We start from the raw sequence: 13,065 nt of genomic DNA on the forward strand, positions 1-13,065 counted from the left end.
CCTCATCGGCACGCGTTCCCTTGCGAGCGTTCGCCGAGAATGACGACGCACTCGTGACGCTCCCCGCCGCGAATCAGTACGATTTTCAACGGCTGTCCAATCTGCCCGGAACTGAGCGCGGCGTGCAGGTCTTCGATATCCCGGCACGGCTCGCCATCTGTTTCGATCAACACGTCGCCGATGAGCACACCGGCCTGATCTGCAGGACTGTTCGCCGCGAGCGAAACGATCAGCAAGCCGCGAGCGGACGACAGATTCATTTTCTTGATCCATGCCTCCGACAGGTTCACGGGCTGCGTGCCAACACCGAGATAGCCGCGCGAGACGTGCCCCTTGGCCAGCAGTTCCTCGGCAACGCTCGTCACGGTCGCCGCGGGAATCAGGATGCCGGCACCACGCGCGAGCGCCGACGTGCAGATACCCATGACGTGTCCGCGCATATCCGCGAGGGCCGCGCCCGAGAAACCCGGACGCAGGCCACCGTCGAGCCGCACGAACGCATCCAGTTGTCCGCCCCGCCATGTGCGCCAGGAACCGCCGACGGCGCCGACCACGCCGAAATCCGCACTGGCGCCGAGCCCGTCGGCCCGCGCGACCGCGACTACCAGATGGCCTGCCTTGAGCGAGCGCGCATCGCCGGATTCGACCGGGTCGATGTCGACATCGTCCAGTTTGAGCACGGCGAGATCGGTGCCCGTATCCTGCCCTGCGAGAACGGCGGCGACGGCCCGGTTATCGGCCAGCGTGACCTTGATCCCGTCTTCGTGTCTGAGCGTGTGCGCCGCCGTGACGACAATGCCACGCCGCCAGATTACGCCAGTTGAAGGAATGCGACGCCGGCCGTGCACCGCGACAACGCGTTGCCCCACGCGCTCGACGATGCCCGCCAGGTTATCGGAAAGATCCTGCAATGGATTTCCGCCGGAGGTTGACGTTTCCATGTGATTTCTCCTGCCAGTTGAAATGCGCTACGTTCGTGCATCGCGCCATATATCGACACGATGCTTCGCCGGCAAGATGCCGGCGAGCGCATTCAGAATGACAGGATGACAACGGACGCACACCACCCGAACGGGTAGTCGGCCAGGTCAGCGGGACTTAACCGCCGGCCCGCTTCGCGCTGTGGCCGTACTTCTTGAGCGCTTCGACGACCCGTTCGCAATGGTCGCCCTGCACTTCGATCACGCCATCCTTGACGGTTCCCCCCGAACCGCAGGCCGTGCGCAACTGCTTGCCCAGTACGGCGAGAGCAAGAGGATCGAGCGCCAGCCCTTTAACGAGCGTTACGCTCTTGCCGCCGCGGCCTTTGGTTTCGCGACTCACTCGCACCACGCCATCGCCCACCGGTCGCGGGGTGGCAACCGTCTTGCAGACACATTGCGCGAGCGCCTGCCGGCATTCGGGGCACATCCGGCCGCCATCGGTGGAATAAACGAGGCCGCCTTTCGAACTGCTCTTCATGATTGGCTTATTGAAAGACACTAAAGGTCGGGAATCGGGGCGAGTTTAGCAAATGCGTCCGGGCCGCTGCCCGCCAGATCTGGTGTCGAATTCCGAGGAGCGTGCGCGGCTGATTGGCTGATTGGCTGATTGGCTGATTTGCCGACTTTTGCTATCATGTTTCCTGCATCCAGAGTCGGACGAGTCCGACGCCAACCTGCCTCCCCGGGCAAGGTGGACGCCTTCAGGGCGATGCGGCCGATTAACGGCAACGAAGCGGGAGCGGCATAGCTAGCACCGGTTCGAACAACATTACTTTCCGGAGCTTGTATGCGCGAAGATATCTCCTCACAACCCGCGGTCGACCACGCAGAGAACTGGTCACGACATCTGCCGGGCTTCCAGCTGACCCACGTCATCCATCTCGTCTCCATTGCAAGCATGGATGTCGTATCACGGGTCGCCGCACATCTAAAAGACCAGCAGGTCTCGGTCAGCAGTTTCGTGGTACTGCGAAGCGGCAACATTCTGGATCAGAAGATCGTTCTGGACGATATCGGCGAGCGGCAGGCCAAATTGCTCCGCGAGAAACTTTTGATTCTCGATGGCGTATTGCGGATTCGCCTGGAACACCTTTTTGTTCGACCGGATTCAAACAGGGCGACGGAAAATCGCCGTCCGTCCGGTCGATCCACGCGTGAATTTTCCTGTCCATGCTAGACGAAAATCAGCAACAGGCACCGCATTGAACGACGATCCGCTACACACCGCCCCACCGCTGAGCCGCTTGTTGTTGCCGCAGCCGCCAGCGCTGGCTGCCGGCATCGTACACAGCACGTTCAGCGTTCAAGGCGACGCCCGTCAAAGCCTCCTCGCCTGGCAGGAGCGGATGAGTCCTGTCTACGACATACGGCCTTCCTCACAGCATGCCGAGGACACGTTCGCGGCATCGATGTCCCGTTACACGATCGACAATCTGAGCTTGTTCGACTTCCACACCGGGCCGAACGTGGCCGTGCGGTCGCTCGGCCGGGTGTCGACCGAAAGCGTTCGCGACATCAGCTTTAGCGTGTTCCTTGGAGGGCAGCCGGGGCAGTTCCTGGGCGGCAAGCCGCGCGCCGACGCACCGCCCATGCCGCACGTGCCAAGTATCCTCGCGCTGGACATGGATCAGCCGTGCACCATCCAGAGCTTTCATGGCCGGCTACTGCTCCTCTTCGTGCCGCGCACGTTGGTGGAAAGCTCGTTCCCGGACGCGGCCTCGTTGCATGGCCGCACGATTCACGCCACCACCCCTCTGACGCGCATGCTGATTGACCATCTCGTGGCGCTGAAGCGGCAAATCGTCGGACTGGGCAAGGAGGAAGCGCACCAGTCCTTCCTCACTGCGGTAGCGTTACTCGCCGCAGCGTTCGGCCGTCAAGCGGGTCTTTCCGGCAACAGCCGCGCAGCGGTACGTGCGGCCGTCTATGGACAGGTGCGGCGGTATGTGGAAGCCAATCTGCACGATCCGGATTTGTCGCCTGACAGCGTGTTGGCGTCGCTGCATCTCTCGCGCGCCACCGTGTACCGGCTCTTCGAACACGAAGGCGGGCTCGCCGCTTATATTCGCCGCCGCAGGCTGCGCATGGCGGCCGATGAGCTCGTGCGCTTTCCCCATCTGGAGGTACAGGACATTGCCGCCGGACTGGGTTTCAACGACGCGTCGAGCTTTACGCGTGCATTCCGTCGCGCCTTCGATATCGCGCCCCGGGAATTGCACGCGTACGCGCCGTTGCTCCAGCGCGGGCATGCAGCGCAGGAGCGCTTCAGATAGACGGGCAAGGACGCATTGTGCATGCCTGGTGTCGTCGGACCACAGCGTCTGACCACATCGCGCCCGCTTTGCGTCTGCTGTCGTGCGGGTACCGGGCGCACCGCTGCGCGTGCATTACGCGCTCCACCCGATGTGTCGATCACTCCGCGCCGCCGGCGTTTTGCCTCGCCTCGGTGCGCGCTTCGATCGCGTGCACGACGGCCGCCATATCGGCTTGACCGTGACCCAGCTCGACGGTCTCGGTATAGAGCTTGAAGCACACATCCAGTAGCGGCGACGCGAGGTTCGCGTTGCGCGCCGCTTCAGCCGCGAGCCGGTTGTTCTTCAGCACGTCGAGGATCGACGCCTGCACCGTGAAATCCTCGTTCACGAGCTTGTCGACCTTCACGCGCGAGACGTTGCTCGCCATCGGGCCCGCGTCGAGCACGGCCTGGAATTGCTTCATATCGAGCCCATAGTGCCGCGCCAGATGCGACGCCTCGGCAATCGCGGTCACCATCGGAATCAGGAACGTGTTGACCGACAGCTTCATCAGAAGCCCTGTGGGCACCGCCCCGCAGATCACCGTTTCGTGGCACATCGGCTTGAGGAGCGGGCGCACTTCTTCGAGCGCCGCGGGTTCGCCCGCCAGCATCGCCACCAGTTGCCCCGCTTCGGCCGGCTTGCGCGAGCCGGAGACGGGCGCTTCGACATAGCGCCCGCCCGCCGCGCGGATGTCGGCTTCGAGGCCACGCGAATAGTCGGCCGAGGTCGTGCCCATGTGCACGATCGTGTGCTGTGCGACATTCGCCGCAAAATCGGTGGTGTGGCGGCCGAGCACCGCGTCGAGCGCCGTATCTGTCGCCATCATCAGGATGACGATGCGGGCTTGCCGGAAGACATCGCCCGCGCTATCCGCTACCTGCGCACCCGCGTCGCGCAACGCGGCGCAGCGTTCCGGCGTACGGTTCCACACGATCAGTTCGGTGCCCGCACGCGCGAGGTTGAGCGCCATGGGTTGCCCCATCACGCCGAGGCCGATGAATCCTGTTTTCATGAGTGTCTCCGTTTCTTATCCATGGCTTGTGGCCACGGTTGGGTGGATCGGATGCGCGTGCGGATGCAGGGCGCATGCGCGTCACGGGTTGGCCGCTTTGCCCCTATGCCGCGCTCTCCGGACGGTGTCGGCCGTGCCGGGCGACGCCGCTCAGTCTATCTATATCGCCGCAATCATGCAGGCTCACCGGGGTGTCGATTTTCATAAGAAAAATGCACCAATTCTTCAAATAATTTCATTTTACTGACCGCTCCATGAGGCTCAGGATGAGAGGATGGCAAGTGAAGGGGTCAGCATGAACATCACCATTCTGGACGACTATTTCGACACACTGCGGGGCCTGCCTTGTTTCCACAAGCTGGACGGCCATGCTGTCACCGTATGGAACGACCATGTGCAGGACGTGGATGCGCTGGCCGGGCGCCTGCGCGACACGGAGGTGCTGGTGCTGATTCGCGAGCGCACCCAGATCCGCGCACCGCTGATCGCCCGGCTGCCGAAGCTGCGGCTGATCAGTCAGCGCAGCGTCTTTCCCCATATCGACATCGGCGCCTGCACGGAACACGGCGTGATCGTGTCCTCGAACCAGCATGCCGGCAGCCCCTCCTATGCCGCAGCCGAACTGACCTGGGGTCTGGTCATCGCGGCCATGCGCCAGATTCCGCAGCAGATGCAGGCCTTGCAGGCCGGCCGCTGGCAGATAGGCGTGGGCCGCAGCCTGCGCGGGCGCACGCTGGGCATCTACGGGTACGGCCGTATCGGTGCCGAGGTGGCGCGCTACGGTGCCGCGTTCGGCATGAAGGTGCTGGTCTGGGCGAGGGAGGCCTCGCTGCAACGAGCCCGCGAAGACGGCTGGGATATCGCGCCGGATAAGCAGGCTTTCTTCGAGGCTTGCGACGTGCTCTCGCTGCATATGCGCCTCGTGAACGACACGCGCGGCATCGTGACGGCGGAAGACCTGAACAGGATGAAACCCACCGCCCTGCTGGTCAACACCAGCCGCGCGGGATTAATCGCGCCGGGCGCGCTGGAGCAGGCGCTGCACGCCGGCCGGCCCGGCATGGCGGCGGTGGACGTCTATGACGAAGAGCCGTTGCGCGATCCTCAGCATCCGCTGCTGCGCATGCCTAACGTCGTCTGCACGCCGCATATCGGCTATGTCACGGAGGACGAGTATGAGATCCAGTTCTCCGACATCTTCGATCAGATCGTGTCCTATGCGGCCGGGCAACCCACTCACGTGGTCAATCCGGAGGTGCTGAAGAGAGTCGTTTCCCGCAACGCCGTCAGCACGGAGGTGGGCACACACGATCCCGTCGAACCCTTGATCCTCGATCTGCTGGAATGGATTGGGTCTGGCACCCGCCCCTACAGTGAAGCGATGGAAGTCTGGCGCACCTCGTGTCCGCGGCTGCCGGTTTGGGAAGATGCCTGCGCGCGCGGTTATCTGACACGCACTCATTCACCCGGCAGCGTGGCCGAGGTGGCGGTCAGCCCGGCCGGCACCGCTTACTTGCGCGCCAGCCGTGGCATGCCGGGAACGGATTCGCCGCCGGTCAATTGAGCTCGCGCCGGCTCACCCCTGCCGGGCCTCGCGCAGCGCATCCTGCATCACCACGCCGGCCGCCTCGATAGGCGCTTTCGTTATGCGCCTTCGCGAGGCGCTTCGCGGTGCGCCGGTCGCGGGCGAGCACTGCGTTGAGGATCGCATGATGCTCGGCGAGCGAGATGCGTTAGCGATATATTGAACCCATAGTGGAGGCCCAGATGACCGTATCTCGCTTAAGAAATATTCCCGGCATTGGGGTCGACCGCATCGGCGACGCCGCAGATTCCCTGCGCGACCCGGACATTCTAAGGCTTGAAAATCTCGATACCGATCTGCGCCCGCCGGCGCAGGCGCTGGCTCGCACGCACGAGGCCATCGACGACGACGCGGCAAACAGCTACCTGCCCTTTACCGGCCAGCGTGCGTTGCGCGAGGCGGCCGCCGGACGGGTCAGCCGCGCCGCGGGCGTCGCCTATGACGCCGCGAGCGAATGCATCGTGTCGGCCGGCGGTCTCGCCGGCATTCTCAACGTGCTGCTGTCGATTCTCGAACCGGGCGACGAGGTCGTCCTGACGGACCCTACCTACGCCGGGCTGATCAACCGGGTGCATCTGGCCTCGGGCGTACCGAGATTCGCGCGGCTGCAGCCGGGTGCCGACGGCTGGCGGCTCGATCTCGACAGTCTTGCCGCTGCGATCGGGCCACGCACCAAAGCGCTGCTGATCATGTCGCCTTCGATGCCGGGTGGCTACGTCGCGTCGCGAGACGAATGGCTTGCGATTGCAGAACATTGCAAGCGCCATGACATCTGGCTGGTCTATGACGCGGCGATGGAGCGCATCCTGTTCGACGGGCGCGAAGTGATTCATCCCGCCGGTTTGCCGGGCATGCGCGAACGCACCATCACCATTGGCGCGGTGTCGAAGGAGTATCGGATGATCGGATGGCGCGTCGGCTGGATCGTCGGACCCGCGTCGATCATGAACGACGTACGTCTCGTGAGCCTGTCGAACGTGGTGTGTCAGGTGGGAATCGCGATGCCTGGCGCCACGGCCGCGCTGACGGCAACCGACGACGGCGTGGCTGCCGCCGTCGCGGAGTGGGAGCGCCGTCGCGACTTCCTGATGAACACGCTTGCCGACCTGCCGGTGATCCGTCCGCACGGCGGCTGGTCGATGCTCATCGATACGCGTGAGCTGGGTCTGGAGCCGCCCGACGCGTCGAAGCTGCTGCTCGAACACGGCAAGATTGCGGCTACACCGATGACGAACTGGGGGCCGGGCGCGGACCGCTATCTGCGTTTCGTTTTTTCCAACGAATCCGTTTCGCGCCTGCACGACATTCGCGAGCGCATACGGCGGTCATGGCAGACGTGAACCGCGTCAGCAGTCGTATCAACGATCCTCAACAGCGCACTCCCCCCGGCGCCTTGTCGTTCCTTTAAGTCCTCAATCAGTCAGACCGCACCCGAACTCGGCCTTGTTCCTCAAGGCCAGGAAGGGTATTGCCGATTTTCGATAACACTCGGTTTTTCGTCCTCTTACTATCTTCTGAAGCCGTCGCCGGCTCAGACATTCACGGCCTCAGGGCAGCGAGTATTACCCCAGCCGATCGTCAACATAATGAATTCCGATTGTTGTTGATCTCGAATTTTCTCGTTTCTAAGATGGCCCAACCGTAAGACCGGTAAAGCGGAGACACTGAATATGAAGGCGCATGCGAAGCCCGAACGGGCGGTCAAAACAGTAGAAGATGCGATTAGCCTGGTCGAGGCAAGCCGCCTGACGCATATCAAAGTCGGTGTGTCCGATGTCGATGGCATTCTGCGCGGAAAGTATTTACGCAAGGATAAATTCCTTGGTGCGCTGCGTGCCGGCTTTGCCTTCTGCAACGTCGTACTGGGGTGGGATTCGAACGACCAGATGTACGACAATACCAGGTACACCGGTTGGCATACCGCCTATCCGGACGCCATGGTGCGCATCGTACCGGAGAGCTGCCGGCGTTTGCCGCTTGAACAGAGCGACGGCGAAGACATGTTGTTCTTCCTGGCGGAGTTCGTTGAGGATGCCGCAGCAATTTGCCCGCGGAGTTTGCTGCAACGCGTATTGAAGCGCGCCGACGAAATGGGCTTCGAAGCTTTTGCCGCGCTCGAGTATGAGTTCTTCATGTTCGACGAAACACCGCATTCGGTGCGCGAAAAAAATTATCGCGACCTGAAAAACTGGACACCCGGCAACTTCGGTTATTCAGTGCTGCGCAGCACGGTCGAAGGGGATTTTTACCGACAGTTGCTCGATCTGTGCGAGCAGATGGACATGCCGATCGAAGGCCTGCATACCGAAACCGGTCCGGGTGTTCTGGAGGCTGCGCTTGCGGTCGACAACGCGGCCGACATGGCGGACAAGGCCATGCTGTTCAAAACCTTCACCAAGGCGCTGGCCCAGAAGAACAATCTGATGGCGACCTTCATGGCGAAATGGTCGCACGACCACCCGGGACAAAGCGGTCATATTCATGTGTCGCTGCGCGAGGCGCGCACCGGCAAGTCGGTGTTTTACGACGAAAGCCGTCCATACAATATGAGCGCCAGGCAGGCCAGTTTCATGGCGGGGGTGCAACGCTACCTGCCCGAATTCATGTCGATGTTTGCGCAGACCGTCAACAGCTATTCCCGTCTGGTGCCCGGCTACTGGGCGCCGCTCGATGCAACATGGGGCGTCGAGAATCGAACCACGGCCTTGCGCCTGATCCCGGGTTCCGAAAAGTCCCAGCGCGTGGAAGTTCGCATCGGTTCGGCCGACGCGAATCCCTACATTGCATTGGCGGCCGCATTGGGCGCCGGTTTGTACGGAATCGAACAGGGTCTGGAACCGGGCCCGATCGTTCAGGGGAACGCCTATACGCAGGAATTTCCGGCCCACCTGAAATTGCCTTGCACCTTGTGGGAATCCGCACAGCGGCTCCGCGATTCTGAAGCCGCGAAGATCTTGTTTGGCGAACCGTTTGTCGAGCACTTTGTGGCGACGCGCGAATGGGAAGAACGGCAGTTCCGTCGGCATGTGACCGATTGGGAATTGGCCCGGTATTTCGAAATTATCTGAGTCCAAGAGTCCAAGCCCACCATGATGAAACAAGAACTGATTACGATTAGCCCGATCGACGGCAGCGAATTCGTGCGCCGCCCTTATGCGAGCGATTCACAGATCGAGCAGACGCTGCAACGCGCGCACGCTGCCCAGAAAGCATGGGCCGCCAAACCGCTGTCGGAACGACTGGCGCTGGTTGGCCGTGCCGTCGAGCACTTTGTCGCGAACAAGGCCAATATCGCCGAGGCGATTACGCACCAGATGGGGCGTCCGCTGCGCTACACCGCCGGCGAGGTGGACGGTTTTGCGGCGCGCGCGCGCCATATGATGGCGATTGCCGAAGACTCGTTGAAGCCCGTGCAAGTGGCGCCGCAGGACGGCTTCACCCGTTTTATTTCGCGTGAACCGGTCGGCGTGGTGTTGACCGTCGCGCCGTGGAACTACCCTTTGCTGACCGCCGTCAATAGCATCGTGCCAGCCTTGCTGGCAGGCAATGCGGTTATTCTCAAGCACTCCGATCAAACACCGCTGTGCGCGGAACTCATCCACCAGGCGTTTGTTCAGGCCGACCTGCCCGAGGGCGTGTTCCAGTATCTGCATGTGGATCATGAGCGGGTGCGTCGGCTGATCCAGTCGAAGGAAATCGGCTTTGTCTGCTTTACCGGTTCGGTGGGCGGAGGCCGGATCGTCGAGGAAGCCGCAGCCGGGCGTTTTATCGGCGTCGGACTGGAGCTGGGCGGCAATGATCCCGCTTACGTGCGAGGCGACGCCAACCTCGACCATGCCGTGGAAACGTTGGTCGACGGCGCATTTTTCAACTCGGGCCAGTCGTGCTGCGGCATCCAGCGGATTTACGTGGCTCAGCCCCTGTACAAGGATTTTCTCGAGCGTGCCGTCGCGCTGACCAATCAATACGTACTGGGTAACCCGCTCGATGCGCAAACCACCTTGGGTCCGGTTGTTCGGACTGCGGCAGCCGACGGCGTGCGCGCCGTGATTGCCGACGCACTCGCCAAGGGCGCCACGAATCTGATCGACGAAAGCCGCTTTGCGCTGTCACGCGTTGGCACGCCCTATGTTGCACCGGGCATCTTCGTGAATGTCGACCACGGCATGACGCTGATGAACGACGAGTGCTTCGGACCGGTGGTCGGCATCATGCCCGTGTCCGGCGACGAACAGGCCATCGAGCTCATGAACGATAGCCCCTACGGTCTGACGGCCAGCGTGTTCACCAGCGACGAAGACGCCGCGCTGTCGATCGGCCGGCGCGTCGAAACCGGCACGTTCTTTATGAACCGCTGCGATTATCTCGACCCCGCGCTGGCCTGGACCGGCGTGAAGAATACCGGCCGTGGCGCGACCTTGTCGGCAATTGGTTACGAGCATCTGACGCGACCCAAGTCTTTTCATCTGAAAACCCGTCTCTGAACGGGACTCCCGAAGGAACTCGCATGTCACTCCCCACCGCAAACTGGAATTACCCGACCGCAGTCAAGGTCGGTGCAGGCCGCATTGGCGAACTGGCTCAATGGTGCAAAAGCCTGGGCATGCGCCGGCCGCTATTGATTACCGACCCAGGTCTGGCGGCATTGCCGCTGATCGGCAGCGCTTTGGACCAATGCAAGTCCGCGGGTCTCGAGTGCGGGCTGTTTCACGATATCAAGGGCAACCCCACCGGCAAGAATGTCGACGACGGTGTGGCGATCTTCAAGGCCGGCGACCATGACGGCGTGATCGCCTTCGGTGGCGGCTCGGCCCTCGACGCAGCCAAGGCCGTCGCGCTGATGGTCGGGCAGGATCGTCCGCTGTGGGACTTTGAAGATGTCGGCGACAACTATCTGCGCGTCAATGTGGCCGGTATGGCTCCCGTCGTCGCTGTGCCGACCACGGCGGGAACCGGCTCGGAAGTCGGACGCGCATCGGTGATCACCGACGACGAATCCCACGTCAAGCGAATCATCTTTCACGCGAAGATGCTGCCCGCGGTTGTCATCCTCGATCCTGAGTTGACGGTAGGCTTGCCGGCAAAACTGACGGCGGCAACCGGCATGGACGCCCTGTCGCATAACCTCGAAGCCTACTGCTCGCCGTTTTATCACCCCATGGCGACCGGCATCGCAGTCGAGGGGATTCGCCTGATCAAGCAGTATCTGCCGCGAGCCGTCAAGGACGGCCACGACCTCGACGCGCGTCTGCAAATGCTGGTGGCATCGAGCATGGGCGCGACGGCGTTTCAGCGTGGTCTGGGTGCAATGCACGCACTGGCCCATCCGTTAGGCGCGCTGTATGACGCCCATCACGGCATGCTCAACGCCATTCTGATGCCGTATGTGCTCAAGGCGAACGAGTCGGCGATCAAGGATCGGATCGAATTGCTGGCGCGCTATCTGGAACTGGCGCAGCCGTCGTTCGCATCGTTCCTCGAATGGGTTCTGACGATGCGCGAGTCGCTGGGGATTCCTCATACGCTGCAAGAAATCGGCATCGACGCGCGCGACGCGGCGAAGGTCGGTGAAATGGCCGTGGCCGACGGATCCGCCGGGACCAATCCGATACCGTTCAGCGCCGCTGAATACAGCCGCATTTTCACGGCCGCGGTAGAAGGACTGCTGTAACGCCAGAGCGAATCAGTCAGTGTTATCGAGGGAATGTTGTGGCAAGAATCGGGATCGCTGGTTTTCTGCATGAGACCAATACGTTCGCCGCCAGCCGGGCGAGTTTTGCTACGTTCGTTGAAGCGGACGCGTGGCCGGGCTTGCTGGTTGGCGAGGAAATCTTCGGCGCGGTCTCGGGCGTCAATCTGGCGATCGACGGCTTCATCCAGGCCGCGCGGCCGGCGCACCAGTTGGTCCCGCTATTGTGGGCCTCCGCCAATCCGAGCGGTCCGGTCACACAAGATGCGTTCGAAGCCATTGCCTTCATGCTCGACCGGATGATTCGCGACGCAGGTCCGCTCGACGCGTTGTTGCTCGATCTGCACGGTGCGATGGTGAGCGAGCACCTGGAGGATGGCGAGGGAGAATTGCTTCGGCGTTTGCGGCACAGAGTCGGCGCCACGATGCCGATCGTGGCGGCGCTCGATTTTCACGCCAACATCACGCCGGCCATGGTCGAACATGCCAGCGGCCTGCTGACGTATCGCAGCTATCCGCATATCGACATGATGCAGACCGGGCAGCGGGCACTAGCGCTATTGGATAAGTTGCTCGCTGGCGCGACGCTCTACAAAGGCTATCGCCAGTTGCCCTTTCTGATTCCCATGCCGTGGCAGAGCACCTTGACCGAGCCGATGCGCGGTTTGGTGGCGCTCGGTGAGTCGTTGGCATCGGAACAGGTTTTTGCCGTCGAATTTGTGCCGGGCTTTCCGCTTGCCGATATTCATCATAGTGGCCCCAGCGTGCTTGCCTACGGCTCCGATCCGATCGCTGTCGAGGCAGCGGTCGACGCTTTGACACAGGCTGTTCTGGCCAGACAGGCTGACTTCGGCGGGCGCCTCCATGCACCGGCCGACGCGGTCGCGTACGCGCTCGAACAAGCGCTACGGCCGGGCGGCGGCAGGATCATCCTGGCCGACACGCAGGACAATCCGGGCGGCGGCGGCGGCGGCGAAACAACCGACATCCTGCACGAGTTGCTACGGCAAAAAGCGCAACGTGTATGCGCCGGTGTGCTGTGCGATGCGGGATTTGTCGAAGCGGCAGCGCGCGCGGGCATCGGCGCAGCTATTCACACGCCGCTGGGCGGCCTCGGCGGGATGGGAGCCGGGCCGCTGCAAGTGCCGTTCGAAGTGCTCGCGCTCGGAACCGGCCGTTTCACCGGCACGGGGCCGTTCTATCTTGGTTGCCAGATGGATCTCGGGCCCATGGCTCGCGTGCGGTGTGGTGGCCCACTCGGTGTGGAGATCGTCGTATCGAGCCGCAAACAGCAAGCTGCCGATCAGGCGATGTTCCGGCACGTCGGCGCCAACCCGGCCGACTACCGCATCCTGGTACTCAAGAGCTCGGTTCATTTCCGGGCCGATTTTGCCGCGTTGGCGAACGAAATTCTGGTGGTGGCCGCGCCCGGCATCAACGTTGCCGATCTGCGCCAACTGCGTTACGAAAAATTGAGGCCCGGCGTCGCACTGCTTTGA

Annotated in this window: 10 protein-coding genes, 1 pseudogene and 1 riboswitch; of the genes and pseudogenes, 8 read left to right on the forward strand and 3 right to left on the reverse strand. The window is 62.5% G+C overall.

Annotation, left to right across the window (positions count from 1 at the left end):
* Positions 1-2: 2 nt before the first annotated feature.
* Together PQR67_RS20690 and PQR67_RS20695 are read right to left on the reverse strand one after the other, a co-directional pair.
* On the reverse strand, positions 3-941 hold the full coding sequence (locus PQR67_RS20690) for a S1C family serine protease (protein WP_408463214.1): 939 nt from the start codon (positions 939-941) through the stop codon (positions 3-5).
* A gap of 157 nt (positions 942-1,098) precedes the next feature.
* Positions 1,099-1,461, reverse strand: a complete 363-nt coding sequence (locus PQR67_RS20695) for a translation initiation factor Sui1 (protein ID WP_408463217.1) — start codon at positions 1,459-1,461, stop codon at positions 1,099-1,101.
* Positions 1,462-1,621: 160 nt separating this feature from the next.
* Positions 1,622-1,726: riboswitch (SAM-I-IV-variant riboswitch) on the forward strand.
* A gap of 44 nt (positions 1,727-1,770) precedes the next feature.
* Here PQR67_RS20695 and PQR67_RS20700 point away from each other — a divergent pair.
* Together PQR67_RS20700 and PQR67_RS20705 are read left to right on the forward strand one after the other, a co-directional pair.
* Complete coding sequence (locus tag PQR67_RS20700) at positions 1,771-2,160, forward strand: hypothetical protein (RefSeq protein ID WP_408463220.1); 390 nt, start codon at positions 1,771-1,773, stop codon at positions 2,158-2,160.
* Positions 2,161-2,185: 25 nt separating this feature from the next.
* Positions 2,186-3,256, forward strand: a complete 1,071-nt coding sequence (locus PQR67_RS20705) for an AraC family transcriptional regulator (RefSeq protein ID WP_408463223.1) — start codon at positions 2,186-2,188, stop codon at positions 3,254-3,256.
* Positions 3,257-3,395: 139 nt separating this feature from the next.
* On the opposite strand, the gene PQR67_RS20710 is transcribed toward PQR67_RS20705, so the two are convergent.
* Positions 3,396-4,292: an NAD(P)-dependent oxidoreductase gene (locus tag PQR67_RS20710; protein WP_408463226.1), complete on the reverse strand. Its 897-nt coding sequence runs from the start codon at positions 4,290-4,292 to the stop codon at positions 3,396-3,398.
* Between the two features lie 295 nt (positions 4,293-4,587).
* Here PQR67_RS20710 and PQR67_RS20715 point away from each other — a divergent pair.
* From PQR67_RS20715 to PQR67_RS20740, 6 genes and pseudogenes are all read left to right on the forward strand, one after another.
* Positions 4,588-5,556 (forward strand): annotated as a pseudogene (locus PQR67_RS20715) (D-2-hydroxyacid dehydrogenase family protein); the annotation flags it as partial.
* Positions 5,557-6,059: 503 nt separating this feature from the next.
* Positions 6,060-7,217, forward strand: a complete 1,158-nt coding sequence (locus PQR67_RS20720) for a pyridoxal phosphate-dependent aminotransferase (RefSeq protein WP_408463229.1) — start codon at positions 6,060-6,062, stop codon at positions 7,215-7,217.
* A 330-nt stretch (positions 7,218-7,547) separates the two neighbouring features.
* Positions 7,548-8,945 carry a glutamine synthetase family protein gene (locus tag PQR67_RS20725; protein WP_408463232.1) on the forward strand — a complete coding sequence of 466 codons (1,398 nt, stop codon included), beginning with the start codon at positions 7,548-7,550 and terminating at the stop codon, positions 8,943-8,945.
* A gap of 24 nt (positions 8,946-8,969) precedes the next feature.
* Positions 8,970-10,361 (forward strand): aldehyde dehydrogenase family protein, encoded by a 1,392-nt coding sequence (locus PQR67_RS20730; protein WP_408463303.1) that lies wholly within the window; start codon positions 8,970-8,972, stop codon positions 10,359-10,361.
* A 23-nt stretch (positions 10,362-10,384) separates the two neighbouring features.
* The gene (locus PQR67_RS20735; RefSeq protein WP_408463235.1) at positions 10,385-11,548 is read left to right on the forward strand and encodes an iron-containing alcohol dehydrogenase; all 1,164 of its coding nucleotides are present in this window, start codon (positions 10,385-10,387) and stop codon (positions 11,546-11,548) included.
* A gap of 38 nt (positions 11,549-11,586) precedes the next feature.
* Positions 11,587-13,065: a M81 family metallopeptidase gene (locus PQR67_RS20740; RefSeq protein ID WP_408463238.1), complete on the forward strand. Its 1,479-nt coding sequence runs from the start codon at positions 11,587-11,589 to the stop codon at positions 13,063-13,065.

Origin of the sequence: Paraburkholderia fungorum, assembly GCF_046026025.1 — a bacterium.
Classification (GTDB): Bacteria; Pseudomonadota; Gammaproteobacteria; order Burkholderiales; family Burkholderiaceae; genus Paraburkholderia; species Paraburkholderia fungorum_E.

What these genes read in the sequence shown, in the direction of transcription:
- PQR67_RS20700 (WP_408463220.1), top strand. Translation starts at nt 1,771, where the DNA reads ATGCGCGAAGATATCTCCTCACAACCCGCGGTCGACCACGCAGAGAAC.
- PQR67_RS20730 (WP_408463303.1), top strand. Translation starts at nt 8,970, where the DNA reads ATGAAACAAGAACTGATTACGATTAGCCCGATCGACGGCAGCGAATTC.
- PQR67_RS20725 (WP_408463232.1), top strand. Translation starts at nt 7,548, where the DNA reads ATGAAGGCGCATGCGAAGCCCGAACGGGCGGTCAAAACAGTAGAAGAT.
- PQR67_RS20710 (WP_408463226.1), bottom strand. Translation starts at nt 4,292, where the DNA reads ATGAAAACAGGATTCATCGGCCTCGGCGTGATGGGGCAACCCATGGCG.
- PQR67_RS20695 (WP_408463217.1), bottom strand. Translation starts at nt 1,461, where the DNA reads ATGAAGAGCAGTTCGAAAGGCGGCCTCGTTTATTCCACCGATGGCGGC.
- PQR67_RS20735 (WP_408463235.1), top strand. Translation starts at nt 10,385, where the DNA reads ATGTCACTCCCCACCGCAAACTGGAATTACCCGACCGCAGTCAAGGTC.
- PQR67_RS20690 (WP_408463214.1), bottom strand. Translation starts at nt 941, where the DNA reads ATGGAAACGTCAACCTCCGGCGGAAATCCATTGCAGGATCTTTCCGAT.
- PQR67_RS20720 (WP_408463229.1), top strand. Translation starts at nt 6,060, where the DNA reads ATGACCGTATCTCGCTTAAGAAATATTCCCGGCATTGGGGTCGACCGC.